This window comes from Neisseriaceae bacterium CLB008, assembly GCA_041228285.1.
Lineage (GTDB): Bacteria > Pseudomonadota > Gammaproteobacteria > Burkholderiales > Neisseriaceae > JAGNPU01.
In genome coordinates this window covers 1,349,797-1,367,873 of sequence record CP166133.1, presented here as the reverse complement: position 1 = coordinate 1,367,873, position 18,077 = coordinate 1,349,797, and the positions used below count along the sequence as shown (strand labels likewise).

The 18,077-nt window shown below is 45.8% G+C and carries 22 protein-coding genes; 10 read left to right on the top strand and 12 right to left on the bottom strand.

The window, feature by feature from the left end; genetic code table 11:
• Positions 1 to 579: 579 nt before the first annotated feature.
• The 4 genes from AB8Q18_06290 to AB8Q18_06275 form a co-directional block, all read right to left on the bottom strand.
• Positions 580 to 1,755 carry an acyltransferase family protein gene (locus tag AB8Q18_06290; protein XDZ52666.1) on the bottom strand — a complete coding sequence of 392 codons (1,176 nt, stop codon included), beginning with the start codon at positions 1,753 to 1,755 and terminating at the stop codon, positions 580 to 582.
• A 68-nt stretch (positions 1,756 to 1,823) separates the two neighbouring features.
• Positions 1,824 to 2,447, bottom strand: a complete 624-nt coding sequence (locus AB8Q18_06285) for a tail fiber assembly protein (GenBank protein ID XDZ52665.1) — start codon at positions 2,445 to 2,447, stop codon at positions 1,824 to 1,826.
• Between the two features lie 2 nt (positions 2,448 to 2,449).
• Positions 2,450 to 3,601 carry a hypothetical protein gene (locus AB8Q18_06280; GenBank protein ID XDZ52664.1) on the bottom strand — a complete coding sequence of 384 codons (1,152 nt, stop codon included), beginning with the start codon at positions 3,599 to 3,601 and terminating at the stop codon, positions 2,450 to 2,452.
• 210 nt (positions 3,602 to 3,811) lie between these two features.
• Positions 3,812 to 4,237, bottom strand: coding sequence for a hypothetical protein (locus AB8Q18_06275; protein XDZ52663.1), 426 nt, complete (start codon positions 4,235 to 4,237; stop codon positions 3,812 to 3,814).
• A 240-nt stretch (positions 4,238 to 4,477) separates the two neighbouring features.
• Between AB8Q18_06275 and AB8Q18_06270 the strand changes: the two genes are divergently transcribed.
• On the top strand, positions 4,478 to 4,876 hold the full coding sequence (locus tag AB8Q18_06270; GenBank protein XDZ52662.1) for a tyrosine-type recombinase/integrase: 399 nt from the start codon (positions 4,478 to 4,480) through the stop codon (positions 4,874 to 4,876).
• Between the two features lie 125 nt (positions 4,877 to 5,001).
• Here the strand turns inward: AB8Q18_06270 and pth are convergent, their stop codons facing one another.
• Genes pth through AB8Q18_06255 form a run of 3 tightly spaced genes read right to left on the bottom strand, consistent with a single transcriptional unit; the run spans position 5,002 to position 6,328 of the window.
• The gene (gene pth, locus AB8Q18_06265; protein XDZ52661.1) at positions 5,002 to 5,583 is read right to left on the bottom strand and encodes an aminoacyl-tRNA hydrolase; all 582 of its coding nucleotides are present in this window, start codon (positions 5,581 to 5,583) and stop codon (positions 5,002 to 5,004) included.
• 6 nt (positions 5,584 to 5,589) lie between these two features.
• Entirely contained in the window at positions 5,590 to 5,904 is a 315-nt protein-coding gene (locus AB8Q18_06260) for an RnfH family protein (GenBank protein ID XDZ52660.1), read from the bottom strand.
• Positions 5,897 to 6,328, bottom strand: a complete 432-nt coding sequence (locus AB8Q18_06255; protein XDZ52904.1) for a type II toxin-antitoxin system RatA family toxin — start codon at positions 6,326 to 6,328, stop codon at positions 5,897 to 5,899. The genes AB8Q18_06260 and AB8Q18_06255 overlap by 8 nt, the downstream gene beginning before the upstream one ends.
• Before the next feature lie 113 nt (positions 6,329 to 6,441).
• Between AB8Q18_06255 and smpB the strand changes: the two genes are divergently transcribed.
• The 3 genes from smpB to guaA are packed head-to-tail and all read left to right on the top strand — an operon-like array spanning position 6,442 to position 8,847.
• Positions 6,442 to 6,894, top strand: a complete 453-nt coding sequence (gene smpB, locus AB8Q18_06250; protein ID XDZ52659.1) for an SsrA-binding protein SmpB — start codon at positions 6,442 to 6,444, stop codon at positions 6,892 to 6,894.
• Positions 6,895 to 6,898: 4 nt separating this feature from the next.
• Positions 6,899 to 7,276 (top strand): hypothetical protein, encoded by a 378-nt coding sequence (locus AB8Q18_06245; protein ID XDZ52658.1) that lies wholly within the window; start codon positions 6,899 to 6,901, stop codon positions 7,274 to 7,276.
• Between the two features lie 8 nt (positions 7,277 to 7,284).
• Positions 7,285 to 8,847: a glutamine-hydrolyzing GMP synthase gene (guaA, locus tag AB8Q18_06240; protein ID XDZ52657.1), complete on the top strand. Its 1,563-nt coding sequence runs from the start codon at positions 7,285 to 7,287 to the stop codon at positions 8,845 to 8,847.
• A gap of 100 nt (positions 8,848 to 8,947) precedes the next feature.
• Here guaA and AB8Q18_06235 read toward each other — a convergent pair whose 3' ends face one another.
• Entirely contained in the window at positions 8,948 to 9,823 is an 876-nt protein-coding gene (locus AB8Q18_06235; protein ID XDZ52656.1) for an AbaSI family restriction endonuclease, read from the bottom strand.
• A 218-nt stretch (positions 9,824 to 10,041) separates the two neighbouring features.
• Between AB8Q18_06235 and AB8Q18_06230 the strand changes: the two genes are divergently transcribed.
• Positions 10,042 to 10,548: a GNAT family N-acetyltransferase gene (locus AB8Q18_06230; protein XDZ52655.1), complete on the top strand. Its 507-nt coding sequence runs from the start codon at positions 10,042 to 10,044 to the stop codon at positions 10,546 to 10,548.
• Between the two features lie 262 nt (positions 10,549 to 10,810).
• Here AB8Q18_06230 and AB8Q18_06225 read toward each other — a convergent pair whose 3' ends face one another.
• The gene (locus tag AB8Q18_06225; protein XDZ52654.1) at positions 10,811 to 11,101 is read right to left on the bottom strand and encodes a GNAT family N-acetyltransferase; all 291 of its coding nucleotides are present in this window, start codon (positions 11,099 to 11,101) and stop codon (positions 10,811 to 10,813) included.
• 247 nt (positions 11,102 to 11,348) lie between these two features.
• On the opposite strand from AB8Q18_06225, the gene AB8Q18_06220 reads away from it, so the two are divergent.
• A complete protein-coding gene (locus AB8Q18_06220) occupies positions 11,349 to 11,492 on the top strand; it encodes a hypothetical protein (GenBank protein XDZ52653.1) in 144 nt (47 codons plus the stop codon).
• A 105-nt stretch (positions 11,493 to 11,597) separates the two neighbouring features.
• Positions 11,598 to 11,969, top strand: coding sequence for a YgiW/YdeI family stress tolerance OB fold protein (locus AB8Q18_06215; GenBank protein XDZ52652.1), 372 nt, complete (start codon positions 11,598 to 11,600; stop codon positions 11,967 to 11,969).
• A 31-nt stretch (positions 11,970 to 12,000) separates the two neighbouring features.
• Here AB8Q18_06215 and AB8Q18_06210 read toward each other — a convergent pair whose 3' ends face one another.
• The 3 genes from AB8Q18_06210 to cls form a co-directional block, all read right to left on the bottom strand.
• Positions 12,001 to 12,717 (bottom strand): SDR family NAD(P)-dependent oxidoreductase, encoded by a 717-nt coding sequence (locus tag AB8Q18_06210; GenBank protein ID XDZ52651.1) that lies wholly within the window; start codon positions 12,715 to 12,717, stop codon positions 12,001 to 12,003.
• A 150-nt stretch (positions 12,718 to 12,867) separates the two neighbouring features.
• Positions 12,868 to 13,743, bottom strand: a complete 876-nt coding sequence (gene argB, locus AB8Q18_06205) for an acetylglutamate kinase (protein ID XDZ52650.1) — start codon at positions 13,741 to 13,743, stop codon at positions 12,868 to 12,870.
• 147 nt (positions 13,744 to 13,890) lie between these two features.
• Positions 13,891 to 15,372 carry a cardiolipin synthase gene (gene cls, locus AB8Q18_06200; GenBank protein XDZ52649.1) on the bottom strand — a complete coding sequence of 494 codons (1,482 nt, stop codon included), beginning with the start codon at positions 15,370 to 15,372 and terminating at the stop codon, positions 13,891 to 13,893.
• 311 nt (positions 15,373 to 15,683) lie between these two features.
• Between cls and AB8Q18_06195 the strand changes: the two genes are divergently transcribed.
• From AB8Q18_06195 to AB8Q18_06185, 3 genes are all read left to right on the top strand, one after another.
• A complete protein-coding gene (locus tag AB8Q18_06195) occupies positions 15,684 to 16,577 on the top strand; it encodes a glutamate/aspartate ABC transporter substrate-binding protein (GenBank protein XDZ52648.1) in 894 nt (297 codons plus the stop codon).
• Positions 16,578 to 16,662: 85 nt separating this feature from the next.
• Positions 16,663 to 17,409: an amino acid ABC transporter permease gene (locus tag AB8Q18_06190; protein XDZ52647.1), complete on the top strand. Its 747-nt coding sequence runs from the start codon at positions 16,663 to 16,665 to the stop codon at positions 17,407 to 17,409.
• A complete protein-coding gene (locus tag AB8Q18_06185; protein ID XDZ52646.1) occupies positions 17,406 to 18,077 on the top strand; it encodes an ABC transporter permease subunit in 672 nt (223 codons plus the stop codon). The genes AB8Q18_06190 and AB8Q18_06185 overlap by 4 nt, the downstream gene beginning before the upstream one ends.

Below are 18,077 nucleotides of genomic sequence, written 5' to 3'. Positions count from 1 at the left end.
ACTTTCTCCATTAGTTTTACTTTGCATTTCGTGTGAGTGATCATATTTCGGCCAGCCAATAAGCAAATCGTGGCCAGCACCGGTAAGATGAACATGCCCGTATTTAAGGGCGGAGAGCTGGCCCAAAATGACACCGTGACAATGGCCCATAAAAGGCTACTGACGGTGAGCAAATAGCCGCTAATGATGTTGCTTCGGCATGACGTGTAGCACAGCGATTGAGCTGTAGACTGCCCAGTGACACAAACACCACGGCCCAGATCAAGGTGTCTATGAGCTGGAATTTGTAATATGAGGCCGTTAGGTACACCCTACTGCCCTCAAATAGAAACACCACGGCAAAGGCCAACAGAAATGTGGCGTTGAAAATCTCAATCCTCGCGTGCCCGTATCAAATAGCCACTTCTGTAGCCGGTCTGGTAAAAAACACCAATCAAGCACCCAGCATAAGCGTAGGCCGAAACCCTGTAATCTGGTCATATCCTTGCTCCAATACAAAAGCCCACCAGCTATCGGGTGGGCGTAAAAAACCTGCACGAGGCAGGCGTAAAAAAGGCCACTCATAGTTGGCTTGAACGGCTATTTCTTCTTAATTCCAACAGGCCTTATCATAAATGGGCGCTCTATCTTGAAGTAGAATAACACTGAAATAACTGATACCAAAAAAGCAGCAACAATAAAAGTCGCATAGTACGGACTACCTTTTAGTAAATATCCACACACAAAATTTAGTACAATCCCATGAGTGATGTAAATACTATAGCTAGCCTTCCCCGCTAAAACAAGGGGTTTAAATGACAAGACCCCAAGAAAACTATTGTTATTAACCACCGAAAATAGAATAAAAAACAAAGATAAAGCTATCCTTACGTTATACGATTCTGGATATGCATAAGTCACATACATCACCAAAGCAACTGCCAAAGTAGCGAATAGCCAACCTCCTACTAGCATCAAAACATTTACACTCAACAACCTGTTCAAAACAGCAGCAATAAACCCAAGTATAAAACAGGCTAGAATCGTAGCATCTCTCTCTGTTAGCAGATTAAATTTAATACACAAAATAACCAGTGAGGCCATTATCAATACTGAAATTAACGCAAACTTCAATTCTTTCGTAAAAATACTTAAAAATGGGATTATAAAGTAAAACTTCCACTCAATTGCTAAAGTCCAAAAAACACCTGCAACCATTAACCCATCTGGAAGTGAGTTGGTGATGGGAATTAGTCGTATAAATCCAAATGAAAGCCACGAAATAACAGCCCCGAAGGCATTATTGTTTAAACAATTAACCCCAAAAAACAAAGAAATGACGATAGCAAAAACAAGGCTACCAAGAATTGCTGGTAGCAACCTATTGACCCTTTTTATATAAAAACTTCTTGCATCTTCAAATCCACCATCTTTTAATAATTTATCAAAGAAAAGAAAACCTGTAATCATAAAAAATATCATTACAGACCCAGAGCCCATATACCCAAATATTTTTTCAATCATACTTGATGAATATGAAAATACTCCCTTGTCAGTAAACACCCCTATGCTATGAAAGTTATATATCATTCTCGAGTGGTGTATTAATACAAATGTAGCCGCAATCCCCCTCAAGGAGTCTAAATACTCATATTTAGCCGATACCAACAACTCATCACAAATTGTTTTATTTTTGAAGAATAAAATTAAAAAATATGGAATAAAGGCCATACCAGCTATGATGGCGGCTTCAACGGCCCCGAGGTTGTAGATCATTAATTTAGCCCAAAATACTGAATTGATTCACATTGTCTCACTAAGTTATCGCAATGGATATAGCAGTACTATTCAATCACGCTATAACGCTGGGCAAGGACAGGCTCAGCGGATGGATATTTCCATCGATTCAACTCCATACGATAAGGCTTAAGAATTTCAAGTTGACCAACCTCTTCTGGCGTGGCCTCGTTCAAATCGACAGCATCCTGCAATGGCAAAATATCACGATCACAATCAGCCCTAAGGGTTGCTACATATTGAACTGCTGCCAACTTCTTCTGCATGGCTATTTCGTCATCAAGCTTTGCTTGATTGACCTTAGTGATCGTCCAACCTTTCGTGGTCCATCGGTGCAGCCTGGTCGGGGGCTTTTTGTCAGTCCAGCCGTCAGGAATGATCACCTCAGTGTTGTCCTTTTGCTCTTGGCTCTTAGTGTTCCAAATCTGGGGGCCACGCTTATCCGGCACTTGAACCCAGCCACCGTCTTTCACGCATGGCCACTTCCCCTCGACTATGACTGGCGCTACACGAACTGCGTTATTGGGTGGCAAGGTGCCTGGGTTAGCCTCACCCGTGAACGTGTACGGGCAATGCGGCTTAGTGTCATCAAAGTAGTGGTTAAAGAGAGGCTCCACATGTTCTGGCTCGTCTACCACTATCTCTTCATCAATCATAATTTCTTCATTCATAATTACACCCCTAGATAAATGATTGGTAGTAAGCCTAAGGACATGCCTCGGGTTTCGTTTGCTGTTCGTCCCACTCGCTCACTATCAAACCCCACACCATTAGAGTTGTATGCCGCTGTGTCTGATGAAACGGGAAGTGAGCGGGCAGTATCTGATCCGGTAGTTGAATAAAAAGCACCTGTTGCATTGGTAACAGTAGACCAGCCGCCCCCTGATCTAAAATACGCCCCTCCAATAATTCTCTGCCCAGCATCCTCCAGCCTTGCACCGGGCGTCAAACTAGCCCGAGGGTGATAACCCCTACCATCTGCATGAAACCAGTTCGGCACGTTAATATTGACGCCCGTCACCTTAATGCTCCAGCCGTCCTTGTACGTTTGAGGCAGGCCATTAAGGGCTTGGCCAACGCGTGAGCTTAAGAGTACGTTGTCGCCGTTCATTGCATACCAGCCAGTCATTTTTAATGGCAAGTCGGATGGACGCCAAGGTAAAAATGACTGCATGCCTACATAAACATTAGCCTTATTAGACTCAAGATCAGATATGCTTGATTGGACATCAATAATACTATTAGCATTATTATTAGCCTGTATGCCGACAAGATCAGCCTTTTCTTTGGCTAAGCCTGCCTTGACATTAACTTTACCAAGCGCCGCCTCAGACGCTAGTTTCGTCTCGTCATCATCATCTATTTTCTGGGAGATGCTTTCTTGGAAATCATTAACGATTTCTTGCGTATCAGCTACCGCCTGCTGTGCGTCATCGCGAGCAACACCAGCATCTATGGCGCCTTGGGTGGACTGTGTGGCCAGCTGCTTAAATTGGTCTAATAGTGCACCATCAACATCCCCAGCATCGGGGTTATCAATGAAGTCCTGAAAGGCCGTTTTGGGTGAGTTGGCTAAAACCTCCCAACCTGATTGGCCACCAATTGTGACTAAAGAACTCCCACCCTTAACATAAGAGTTAACCAGGTATCGGCCAGCTGGGATCGTGAAATTAAATGCACCAGTGGCACTTGTCTCTGTCCTTAAGGCCTCCTTGCTTGTTGCAGTATTAGTGAAGATGATCACCGAGTTGGGAATCGGCGTGTAAGTGACTTCGTTGCCAGCCACCCCTTTGTGCATCCGAAAGATGCCCGTCATCTGTGGCATAAAAAACTCCATAAAAAACACCCTCAAATACATGGGGTGCTTTATGTTTACACTACGGCTGTCAGATCGAAAACCAATGCCTCAAAAATAAGACTACTGTCAAATGATTGAGGATAAGTATCACTCTCCATACCCTGAATAACGTCTTCTTCTATCTTGGTCCTGATGCCCCAGTCTGTTATCTCATAATCAATAAAGCGCCGCCTTAGGTTATATATAATAATCATCCCAATTTGGTGCGTGCTCAGGGATCATTTGCACATTTGTAGGCCAAGAGGCCATGCCTCTATTTAGCACGCAAACGCCATACTTTCTACCGCTATTACCTCTTACCTCTTTAACTGGACTTCGGTAGTCCGTTTTAACCATCCCGATAATAGCCGCAGGCGGCACAAGAGAAGAAAACATGCGCTTACCACTCGCATTAAATAACTCTAACCCAATACCACTACTTGGAATGTTCGCCATACTGATTGGCCCAAATACAAAGCTTCTGCTATCCCTCTCGACCCTCAACTCGTTTGTTGTACCCAATGGCTTCGGGGTGGCATCTTCCCTTAGGAATACCACAGACTCAACCTCATCAGTAATCTGAACAACTCCATTATCATTAAAAAACTGAGCGCCAACTGTCATGATAAAAATATCCTTATTACGGTGTATTGGTTAGCTAAGGGAATGGTGGCGCTCCACCCATACACAGGCTCTACTTTCCAAGTTAAGGTATTCCCTGATAATGAAACGACCGAATCGTCACTCAAGGGTGCCCAATACGTATAATTACTCCCTCTAGCTACCATACTTGCTGACCATATCGCCACCCCAGACGAAAAAAGCGGGTTCGTGTACGAGCCAGACTTCCCTTGTTGATCAATCGTGTGCAGCCACCTTTTATCCATTACTCAAAACAAGACGAAAGTTAAACTTCGTTTTGCTGTCGCGGGGAAGCTTAAAGAGATTCTAGATCGTCGATCAAAAACAAGTAGCACTTATCTATTTTGTACCTCGACTGGGAAATCGCTCCGAGTCGAAGCGATGAGGGATAGGTTTGCGAAATTGAAGTTAATTGCCATTGCGAAAAATCCTGACCTAAAAGAAGAGCTATCAACTTGCCAGTTTAGGGACTTACGGGCTAAATCAGGAACCGACACTTTCTTGCAGTCTGATGATCCAGAGGCAGCACAAAGACAGCTTGGCCATACGTCACAATCAATGACCAAGCGGTACATTCGCAAAGACAAAATACTACTGCCGTTAGATGAATTGCGGAAATGATGTGTTATTTGCGGAAAAACAATATAAGTAAATTAGCATTAACAATTGATATAAAAGAGTAAATCAAGATTACTTGCAAATACAACTCTGATGCAACATCAGGGCTTTTTTATGATCCAGTGAGCTTAAGGTTTATGGCTGTGCAGTATGCGCATGGCCTCTTCAAACTGATCGGCTAACACTTCATTAAATACGGACTTAGCCGCCCAGATGGCGTCGTCAATTAGGGTTTGTTCAGCGGTCAACGGCTTCTTCAATACAAAATTCGCCACGAGGTTCTTATCTCCTGGATGGCCAATGCCTAAACGCAGGCGCCAAAAATCTGGAGACGAAAGCTTAGCCTGAATGTCTTTCAAGCCATTATGGCCACCATGTCCGCCGCCTTTTTTAAACTTGGCAATGCCTGGCAACAAGTCTAACTCGTCGTGCACCACCAGGATTTCCTGAGGCAGAATCTTATAAAAACTGGCTAGGGCCAAAACGGATTGCCCCGAACGATTCATGAATGTATTAGGCTTTAACAGCCATACATCGCCCGTTGGCAGACTAGCCCGTGCCGCCTCCCCAAAAAACTTCTTCTCTTCTTTAAAACGCGCCTGCCATTGATAAGCAAGCTCATCAACTAGCCAAAAACCAGCGTTATGTCGCGTTTGTGCGTATTCTGGTCCTGGGTTTCCTAGGCCTACTATGAGTTTAATTTGTGACATATCTATTTAATCGGTCCCTGATGATTCATCATTTAGCTTTGCCGCGGCTAATTGGCGGCGACGTTCTTTTGGATCCAGCGTCAAGGGGCGATAGATTTCAACGCGATCATTCGGCTTTAACACCGTTTCTAAAGGCATGACCTTACCGCACACGCCTAAATCTAAGGGCCATTGTTTGAGTTCTGAGAATCGCTCTGGCAGATGTGAATAGGCGATCACCTGTGACAGCTTAGTATCATCAGGCACGCGCAACGATTCAATCACCTGCTCAGTTTCTGTGGCATACGCCACTTCAATATTGATTAATTTAGTCCTAATCATAACGTCGATCTGCTTCTTTAATAAAGGCGTCTACTAAGGTGCCCGAAATCTTACTGAAAACTGGCCCTATTAATTTGGATAAAAAAGGATTGGCAAACTCATAATCCAGCGTGAATTCAATTTTACAGCCAAAATCACCTAAAGGCGTAAAGTGCCACTGCCCCTCCAAATAACGAAAAGGCCCGTCTACCAGCTTCATGTGTATGTGCTGATTTAACACATTATGGTTACGGGTGGTGAACTGCTGGCGAATACGCATATAATCCATGTGCAACGAGGCTTCCACTTCATTATCGGTGCGTTCAATTTCTATCGCTTGGCTACACCATGGCAAAAATTTGGGGTAGTCCTTAATGGTGTCGACCAGTTGAAACATTTGCTCAGCCGTATGCGCCACTAAAACGTTTTTCTCTACTTTCATGATGCCAAACCAAAAAAAATATCCCATATTATGCCACGCTTTTGCCCACTGGTGATTTTTTACCGTTTTTGCCTCATTCTGGTAAAATATGGGTTAATAAGCGTAAGGAGTTTTTAATGAGTATTGCAAACAACAGGAAAGCTTTTCATGATTTCTTCATTGAAGAGCAACTTGAAGCGGGCTTGGTCTTAGAAGGATGGGAAGTCAAAGCCATTCGCGATGGCCGCGTACAGCTTAAAGAAAGCTATATTCAAGAGAAAAAAGGCGCCTTTTACTTGGTTGGCTGCCACATTACGGCCTTAGCTACGGCTTCTACCCACGTTAAGCCCGATCCAGTGCGACCACGCAAACTGCTGTTAAAGCAGTCTGAGATCGACAAGCTGATTGGTAAAGTAGAGCGCAGCGGTTACACCATTGTGCCACTCAATATGCACTTTACCCGAGGCCGCATCAAGGTCGACATTGGTTTGGCCAAAGGTAAAAAACTTCACGACAAGCGTGAGTCTTTAAAAGAGAAAGACTGGCAGCGTGAGAAGCAACGTTTAATGAAAGACAACCAACGAGGTTAACTCCATGAAAACGCCCACGCTTGCATTGCCTTTGGTTTTAATCGTCTTAGGCACGCTTTGGTTTTTAAAAACCACCGACATCCTACCCGCCACCAGCTCGATCATCGCTTTATTTTTAGCGATTGCCGGTTTGGTGGTGATGATTGTAGACGGTTTCAATAAGCAAACCGTGGTTTGGGGCCCTTTTCTGATGTATTGCGGCTTAGCCGTTTATTTAATTAAAAGTGAATACTTGGCCTACTCGCCCATTTTGGCATTAGGCCTCGTTATTTTAGGGCTGCTGATGTTGATCGCGCGCAGCGAATACATTCCCTACAAAAAACCACCTGCTTATAAATCACAAAACCCTCGTCCCTCTTCTAACCCTAACGAAAATATGTAACCCCAAATATGGATAAAATTCTGATTTTAGATTTTGGCTCTCAAGTGGCTCAATTGATTGCCCGACGCGTTCGTGAAGCACACGTTTATTGCGAACTCCATCCTTTCGACATTAGCCTCGAAGAAATCAAAGCTTTTAACCCTAAAGGCATTATTCTTTCTGGCAGCTACAACTCTGTTTACGAATCTGACTACCATGCCGACGCAGGCCTATTTGACTTAGGCATTCCCGTTTTGGGCATTTGCTACGGCATGCAGTGGATGGCCCACACGCTAGGTGGCCAAGTTGGTGCTGGTGATCAGCGCGAATTTGGCTACGCTAAAGTGGCCCTAACAGACAATGCGTTAAGCCAAGGCCTAAGCGATTATACCAATGAGCAAGCTTTAGACGTTTGGATGAGCCATGGCGACAAAGTGACGCAAGCACCTGCTGACTTCACCGTTGTTGGCCATACACCTAGCTGCCCAGTGGCCATCATGGCCCAGCCAGAAAAACACTTCTATGGCGTACAGTTCCATCCAGAAGTGACCCATACTAAACAAGGCAGCGCCTTAATTAATCGCTTTGTTTTAGACATTTGTGCCGCTGTGCCTAGCTGGACCATGCCTAACTACATCGAAGATGCTGTAGCCAAAATTAAAGAACAAGTTGGCGACGAAGAAGTGATTCTAGGCTTATCTGGCGGCGTTGATAGCTCTGTGGCTGCCGCCTTGATCCACCGCGCCATTGGCGATCAACTAACCTGCGTCTTCGTTGACCACGGCCTGTTACGCTTAAATGAAGGCAAAATGGTGATGGACATGTTTGCGCGCAATATGGGCGTCAAAATCATTCACGCCAATGCCGCCGACGTCTTCTTAGGCAAGCTAGCGGGCGTGACCGACCCAGAACAAAAGCGCAAAATCATTGGCGCTGAGTTCGTTGAAGTCTTCCAAACAGAATCTGGCAAGCTCAGCAACGCCAAATGGTTGGCTCAAGGCACCATCTACCCAGACGTGATCGAATCTGCTGGCGGTAAGAAAAACAAAGCTCAAGCCATTAAGAGCCACCACAACGTAGGCGGCCTACCTGATACCTTAAACTTAAAACTTTTAGAGCCCCTACGCGACCTCTTCAAAGACGAAGTACGTGAGTTAGGCGTGGCCCTAGGCCTACCGAAAGAAATGGTTTACCGCCACCCCTTCCCAGGCCCAGGCCTAGGCGTGCGTATCTTAGGTGAAGTAAAAGCCGAATACGCCGACCTATTGCGTCGTGCCGACGACATCTTCATTCAAGAGTTACGTAACTTCACCGATGAAGACGGTAAAAACTGGTACGACAAGACCAGCCAAGCCTTTGCCGTATTCTTGCCAGTTAAATCAGTTGGCGTGATGGGCGATGGCCGTACCTACGAATACGTTGTGGCGCTGCGTGCCGTGATCACCAACGACTTCATGACCGCTCACTGGGCCCACCTACCGTACGATCTATTGGGCAAAGTATCGAACCGCATCATCAACGAAGTGCGCGGCATTAACCGGGTAGTGTACGACGTTTCTGGCAAACCCCCAGCAACGATCGAATGGGAATAAAAAGTTAGCTTTTCTAAAGCTTTCTTGAAGCCTTAAAAACCATAAAAAGCCCTGATTATTCAGGGCTTTTTCTACAAAAACTCATTTCTTATATTCTTGGCTACCGAGCCAACTTACCCAAATCAGCGGGATAAGTAGGCACTCTAGTCATGATCCTTCTCCAAACCAGCATATTTTTAGCTTTACTCTGTATAACATCAAGCTCATACAAACCCTTGAACCGATATAAAACCATGCCTAGACTATCTTTAGCCTTGGCAAAAACAAGCCTTTGGTTTCTCTTGTCGTTGATGTGCTTATCAAAGTGAAGCTGGCGCTCACTTTCAACAAGTGCATACTCAGTAATAACTGTTTCATCGGTTGAGATCGTATTAGACCAGCCCTTATTTTCAAATAACTTAGGAAACCATAAAAGCACATTATCAAAATGCGGATGATTCGCTCCCCCTTGTTGATAGCTTTGATAATTATATCCAAAACAATTACAAGCATCGGCTATACGTCTAAAGGCAATATTATCATGAGCATCCATATAGCCTCTTTCAATATGTGGCTCAATCGCATAGTCATCCTTTGGGCACCAAGGTTTTAAATCGGGTATAGCATTAAGTTTTTGGTTGATGAACGTCACACATTCATCTATCTGTTGATCTAGGCTTTTTAAAGTTGCATCTTCAATCTTGATCCTCAATATCTCGTGATTGGTTGCATTTACAATATCAGAGGTTCTAAGCTCGTCTTGCTCTACTTGTTTACCATGAAAAGGTTCATCCACCTCAATGTGCACGCCAACAGCTGGAAAATATAAATCCGTCAGTGCCCTTCGAGCTCCATTATCACGAGAGACATATTGCTGCGTCACAAATTTGACGTCTTGCCGATTGAGTTTATGAACAATGCCAGTCACTACATACTGCTCATATTTCTTTGATTTTGTACGGGCTAATTGCCGTACGACGTAATCCAATTTATCCACTGCTACTCCATATTTAACCCAATCAAGAGGGCATACTCATAACAAGCTTAACTATATTCCAAATAGTTAAGCCAATAATCTTTTAAATGTAATTCGTATCTGGCTTGCCTAGAGCCAAAGCTTAATATCACTAGCTATTTAACAGGCTTAATATCGTGACTAAGTGATCAAAATCTGTGCATGATAAAATCAGTCATCGAACTTAAAGAAAGTATTCAATGCCTTCAGCCATCACCATCAGCCCCTACAAAGCGCAGCATGCGCGCGGCACAATTGAAGTATTTTTACGCGCCATCACTGAAGTCGCTGCTCAAGACTATACGCCCGCCCAAGTTCACGCTTGGGCCCAAGTACCCGATCCTGAGGCCTGGGCGCAAAAGCGGCTTAGCCGCCCTGCTTGGGTCACTTTGTGTGAGGATGAGGTGATTGGCTTTATTGACTTAACCGCGACGGGCTATTTAGACATGTTGTTCGTCCATCCGGCACATCAGCGCAGCGGTGTAGCGACTCGGCTCTATACGGCTTTAGAAACGTTTGCACGGGCACAAGGCATGGTTCAGATCGAGACCGAAGCCAGCATCACGGCACGGCCTTTCTTTGAGCGCCAAGGGTTTGTCGTGATCTGTGCGCAATCCGTCGTGTTTAGAGGGCAAACCTTGATCAATTACCGCATGACTAAAGCCATCACAGACATGAAAAAAGCCCTAGGAGTGTGTGAGTCCTAGGGCTGCGGGTTCTCTCTCGGGGCCGAAGCCCAACCCGAGGCTATTATACCCCTATAATATATAGTATAAATATTCTATTTATGTACGCTTAATAAAATGCCCCAACGCAGCGAGACACGTTGGGGCAAGTGGGCTCTCTCTGAGTCATACTTTAGAACTCAACCCAAATTAATCTTAATATGCCTATTAGCTAAAATCAACCCCAATTTCATAAATAAATAAAAAATGTCATTTAATATCAATTAACTGGGGTTAATAAAATCTATTGATCTCGTAAAACGTCTCGAATACTGGCGTCCTTATCAAACGCTGCTTTCGCATAAGGGCATAAAGGTATCACCTTAACGGCCTTAGCCCGTACAAAATCAACCAGTGCAGTTAACAAGGTACGCCCAACACTTTGGCCACGATAATCATCACTAACCTGCGTAGAGTCGATGATCAACATGCCTTCGCCGGCCCAAGTATAAGACATCTCACCTGCGATGATGCCCTTGTCTAATAGCTGAAACACACCATGCTTACCATCGTCTTGTTGATTTATCTGCATCATGAATCTCCTATTCTTAGCATTAAGTGAACCACTCTAGACTACACCCAAATTGACCTCATGTTCACATTTATGATTAAAATAATTCGTGTTCAAACCATAAAATGCGCTGGACTGACGCCAACCCTAAAGCAAAGCGTATTCTGATACTCAATAATATATTTTGTCATTCACGCCTGCGGGCAGTACAATAGGATTATATAAAACATTTATACCAAAGACACATTCCATAGCCGCCAGGAGCAAAAAAATGAAAACAGTATGGCTGAGCATCATATTGGTCACCCTATCCCTCACTGCTTGTGTGAATCAGGCGAAAGAGGCCAGAAAAGCAACCGCAATCGATGCCCCACCACCACAAGTACAGCCCAGCAGCGAAGACTTGATTCGCTAAGCTGTACATTTTATTTAAAATGAGCGACACTTTTATCATAGGTGTCGCTCATTTTTTATGGGCGATAAATTGAGTTTACGTTCATGATTCTTTAAGGAGTTCATCATGTTAAAACAATACCTTGCTATCGCCTTACTGAGCTGCAGCACCCTTTCGCTTGCTCAGGGCGGCTACGTCAACAACACGGCCAGCGGTTATACCGGCCCAGGCACAACGGTAAACCTAAGCACCATCAAACAGGCTTTAACCCTCCCCGACGACAGCAAAGTACGCCTCCAGGGTAAGCTGACCAAACAGCTGAGCAAAGACAAATATCAACTCCAAGACAATACCGGCATCATGACGGTTGAAATCGACCAAGACAAATGGCGCGGCCAGGTGGTTGGACCTAACGACATCGTCGAACTTTATGGCGAAATAGATAAGGACCGACGCGGTACGGAAGTCGACGTCGACATCATCACCAAAATGAATTAAAGAAATCCCTAGCCTAGGCTAGGGATTTGTTCTAAAACCGCTCATCCAATATAGCAGGCAAACACAGCTCACGCACAAACGAGGCTTCAGACAACTGTAGGATGCTTTGGGTCATCATCACCACATCGTGCACCGGAATGGTTTCGCCACCGCCGGCCAATGCCGCCTCTACCACAGGCACAGACAGATCATCATCAGTATTTAAATAGCCTAGCTGTAGCGTGGTTACCGCCAGCTTATTCGCCCGATAGCCTTCTCTGAGGGCATCCGCTAAACCATTTAAGGCCGTTTTAGTGGCGCCAAAGGTCACCTCTGGCCGCCCACTTTGACGCAGTGCCGACGTAGAACCCGTCAAAATTATTCTAGGCCGCTGAGACGCCAACAGCTTGGGCATGACGTGCTTCATCAATAGAATAGTGGCCATCACATTGCTGTTCACCATGGTCATGATTTCCAAGTCATCATCCTGTTGAAAATCATAATCATCGGCAAACGCTTTTGCTTCCCATAGGCCAAGATTGTAAATCAGTACATCTACCACCTCAGGCAGCTGCGCCACGACTTCTACTACCGCCTGCTGCGGCTGGCTCATATCGGCCAAAATCCAATGTACGGCGGCTGCCTTAGACATAAAGTCTGCCGAAGGCAGCTTGCGTGCCACGCCGTAGATCTCATCATTCTCCGAACCTAAGCCCTGTACAAACGCTCGCCCTAACCCTTTACTCGCGCCAACAATCACAATATTCATGGTCTTCCTTTGCTAATAAGCGTTCATTCAACAATGAATGACGGCAAAAGTAAAGCGGGGCAAGATGATATTTTTCTATGGTGTGATAGCCCACGATGCCCACAAAAAAAGCCTTTATATTTAAAGGCTTTTTTGATCAATCAATTCACTTTATACCGCAGTAATCATGGTGCCGACGCCCGCTGCAGTAAAGATTTCCAACAACAAAACGTGCAGCACACGGCCATCAATAATGTGTACCGCTTGGACATTGTCTTGAGCCGCCTCTAGCGCCGCCTGGATCTTGGGCAACATGCCGCCATAAAGCGTACCATCCTCAATCAAACCGGCGATTGAATCCGCATTTAAACGCGTCATCAACGCCCCATTTTTATCCAAAACACCCGGCGTATTGGTCATTAAAATCAGTTTTTCAGCGGCCAATGTCTTGGCCAATTCACCAGCAACTAGGTCGGCGTTGATGTTAAATGCTTCGCCTTGTGAGCCAACGCCAATCGGTGCCACTACGGGGATAAAGCCTTGGCCCGTGAGGGCATCAATCAAGCTGGTGTCGATGGACTCAATTTCGCCTACTTGACCAATGTCGATGTCGTTGGCCTTTTCATCCTGCATCCACAGTTTTTTAGCGCGAATAAAATGGCCGTCTTTGCCCGTAATGCCAACCGCTTTGCCGCCAAACTGATTGATCATCGACACAATTTCTTTGTTCACCCCGCCGCCCAAAACCATTTCCACAACGTCCATGGTTTCGCGATCGGTGACGCGCATGCCTTGAATGAAGGCGCCTTCCTTACCAACGCGTTCAAGCGCATGGTTGATTTGGGGACCACCGCCATGCACCACGATGGGGTTCATGCCCACCAGTTTTAACAACACAATGTCTTTGGCAAAATTTTGTTTTAATTCAGTGTCCACCATGGCGTTACCACCGTATTTCACCACAATGGTGCTGCCTGAAAACTCACGGATATAAGGTAAGGCTTCGGCTAAGATCAACGCCTTATCATCGGCGGTTATGTGACTCATGCAGTTCTCTCTTTGTTGGCTAGATAAAAAATGGCTAAATACAGCAATGGCTGCGTCTTGGTTCTGGCCTAGGCAGAATTCAAGAAGCAGCCACATCAACCGATTCAGTCTGTACGTTATACCGTTATTTTTAGCACATTGTGCCCATTACAGCAATGGACTCATGATGAAAAATAACTTTTCCAACATTTTCTTTTTCAGCGGCCGCTCTAACCAAAGAGCGGCATCCAACCGTTCCGATTGATTTAAATAGCCTTCTTGCAATAAGGCCACTTCATTGGCAAACACTTCATCATCCACCGCGATGGTGACTTCTAAATTCAGCCACAGGCTACGCATGTCCATGTTCACCGTCCCAACCATGCTCAGCTGGTTATCGACCAAAACGCTCTTGGTGTGCAATAGGCCGCCAGTAAACTGATGAATCTCGACGCCCGCGCTGAGCAGCTCGTCAAAAAAAGCGCGCGAGGCCCACTTGACCATGGTCGAATCGTTATGCTTTGGCACGATGAGCTGCACCCTCACCCCACGATAAGACACAACCTTTAAGGCTTCTAAGAGTGAGTTACTGGGCACAAAATAAGGCGTGGTGATCACCACCTCAGTCGTGGCAGCGTAGATCGCCGACAGCAACGACTGATTCATTAAGTCCTCGGGAAAACCCGGCCCTGTGGCCAACAACTGTACCGCATGGCTATTGTGGCCGCTGACGGCAATGGCTGGCTGGGTTGGATGGGGCGGCAGCATGCGCTGGCCGGTTTCGATTTCCCAATCCCATGCATGTAAGCCATTTAAAACCGAAGCAATAGGCCCATTCATGCGCACCATCACATCGATCCACTGCCCGACATTAGCGCCTTGTTTAAAATAGGCAGGATCCACCATATTCATGCTGCCGGTGTAGGCAATGCTGTTGTCGATCACGATGATTTTGCGGTGCTGACGTAAATCCATGCGGCGAAAAAACATCCGAATTGGGCTCACGTGTAGCGCCTCGACAATCTCAATGCCTGCCGCCTTCATTTCAGCAGGCACTTTGCTTTTAAAAAATGCGGCGCTGCCGACGGAATCCAACATCACGTGGCAGCTCACCCCTCGTTGTTGCGCCCGGATTAATGCCTTTTTAACCTCATCAACTAGGCCGCCATTGTGCCAAATGTAAAACACCATTTTGATGCTGTCATCAGCGTCATCAATATCTCTAACAATGCTTGCCATAGCGGCAAACGCATTATCCAAAATATGCAGCTCATTACCCATTAAGCACGGAATGGAAAGCCGCTGTTGGCACAGATTAAATAGCGGCGCCGCAATGGCAGATGCTTTTTTCAGCACCAACCTAGGAGCGGCATTCAGATCACAAACCCAGTCGTGAAAAGGCTCCTTCATGGCATTAGCGTTTTGAGCCCGCTCCTTACCAAGGTAGATCTCCCCTATGATGAGGTAGAGAAACACACCAATAAACGGAATCAGAAAAATCACCATCAGCCAGGCCAAGGTCACGGACACAACTTGACGCTTCATCAACAGCCGAAAGGTCACCGACGCCACCAAAAGCCAATACAGGATCGGCAACATGATTTGTAAAGCGTAGCTCATGTCTACGCCTAAATCCTGCCAAAAAGTCATGTTTACTCGCCCCTTTATCCAGTTATCTTAGCCCACTTGGTGATGCAAGCAAGCAGCCATTGTTCGCTCTCAAGAATACCATAAATCAGCACTGGCTTAACTTTAACATCTAGCCCCAAGTCAACCAGCGGCAAGGCATTGGCTTGTCTGCCAACCGTCAAGCATGAGCCAATGGCATTAAAAAATCATTGCCTTTTCAGATATTATGTCGTAGATTAAATTCAATCTTTGCATTACGCATAGATCTAATAAACATAAGTTACAAGCCTAAACATAGGCTAAATGTCCACAATCGTAATAGGAGAAACATCATGATCAAACACCTTGCTTTGACCGCCATCGCTGTCGCCGTCATGGCCACACCTGTTTTCGCCAAAGAATACACCGGCACCTTAAAGAAGATTAAAGATTCAGGCACCATTGTATTAGGCCACCGCGACTCATCGATTCCTTTCTCTTACATTGCCAACAACCCCAAGCAACCCATCGGCTATTCTCACGATTTACAGCTTAAAGTCGTTGAAGCCGTAAAAAAAGAACTCAATATGCCGAACCTCAAGGTTCGCTATAACCTGGTGACGTCACAAAATCGTGTGCCCTTGGTTTCTAATGGCACAGTAGACATTGAGTGTGGCTCGACCACCAATAATGCCGAACGTCAAAAACAAGCCGCCTTCTCGGTGGGTATTTTTGAAATTGGCACCCGTCTCTTAACCGCGAAATCCTCTGGCATTAAAGAATTTACCGACCTTAAAGGTAAAACCTTGGTGACCACCGCGGGCACAACTTCAGAACGCTACATCCGCGCCTACAATGCGAAGAATAACGCTGGCATCAAAATCATTTCAGCCAAAGATCATGGCGATGCTTTCTTGCTGTTAGAAAACCGCCGCGCCGATGCCTTTATGATGGATGATGCCCTACTTTATGGTGAAATTGCCAAATCTAAAAACCCAAGCAACTGGGTCGTCACCGGCAAGCCACAGTCGTTTGAAATTTACGGCTGCATGATGCGCAAAGGTGATGCAGACTTTAAACGCGTTGTCGATAATGCCATTATCGCCACCTACAAGTCTGGCGAAATCAACACCATTTACAACAAGTGGTTCCAAAAACCGGTACCGCCTAAAAACTTAAACCTCAACTTCCCAATGTCTAACGAACTAAAAAGCCTGATTGCGAAGCCGCACGATAAAGAAGCATAACCAAAAGACTGGCAATACACGCCATGATCCACAGCCAAGTCGTCGGACTTGGCTGTGTTTGTAAGGTTTCACTAAAGGGGTTTATATGGACTACAGCTGGAATTGGTCCGTTTTATTCAGCGACACAGGGATCGGCACCGAAACCTATTTAAGCTGGATCATTACCGGATTGGGGTGGCTCTTCGCCATTTCTATAACCGCCTGGGTCATCGCCATGGTGATCGGCACCACACTAGGCATTATGCGCACTCTGCCCAATAAATGGGCACGCGGCATCGCTACTACTTACGTCACGATTTTCCGTAACGTACCGCTATTGGTACAGTTGTTCTTATGGTATTACGTCTTACCTACGCTGATGCCCATCAGCATGCAAGATTGGTGGTATCAAAGTTTATCACCCGCCACCTCGGCCTATATCTCGGCGGCCATCGGCCTGGGTTTGTTTACTGCTGCCCGCCTGTGCGAACAGGTTCGTACGGGGATAGAATCCCTACCCAAAGGCCAGGCGAATGCGGCCTATGCTATGGGTTTCAGCCTGCCGCAGGTATACAAAATCGTGCTGTTACCGCAGGCCTTCAGAATGATTCTGCCCCCGTTAAGCTCTGAGCTCACCAACTGCTTTAAAAACGCTTCGATTGCCTCTTTGGTCGGCGCGGCAGAGCTCATCACCCAAATCAAAACCGCCAGTGAATACACTCAAAACACATTTGAGTTCTTAACCTATGCGACGATTCTGTATTTGATCATTAATCTATTGTTGATTTTTGGTATGAATACCTTAGAGAAAAAATTACGCATTCCCGGCATGCTGACAGGAGGTAAATCATGAATTTCTGGGCCGACCTCCCCCAAGCTTTACCTGGCCTGCAAGAAGGCTTATGGATGACGCTAAAAGTTTTGGCCTTTGGCGTATTAGGCGGCATCGTAATCGGCACGCTCTTAGCGCTAGCCAGACTGTCGCGCTTTACCGTACTTAGCCAAGCGGCCAAACTATACGTGAATTACTTCCGCTCAGTGCCGCTTCTGCTGGTTTTGCTGTGGTTTTATTTTGCCGTACCCTTGATTTACAACTGGGTCACTGGTGAATTCATGACCATAGACACGGCCTTTGCCTCATCGGTAGTGGCATTCATGCTGTTTGAAGCGGCCTATTTCTCTGAAATTGTGCGCGCGGGCATTCAGTCGATTTCTAAAGGCCAAATGAACGCAGCCTACGCCCTAGGGATGACTTATGGTCAGACCATGCGCCTCATCATTTTGCCACAGGCATTTCGAAAAATGACGCCGCTACTGCTGCAGCAAAGCATTATTTTGTTCCAAGACACGACGTTGGTCTACGCCGTAGGCTTAACCGACTTTTTCCGCTCGGCTTCTGTGCGCGGCGACCTCATGGGCTTATTAACCCCTTACATCGTCTTCGTGGGCGTGGTCTATTTTGTGATCAGCTTTATCGCCTCTAGCCTTGTCAAACAGTTACAAAGAAAGATCAGCGTATGA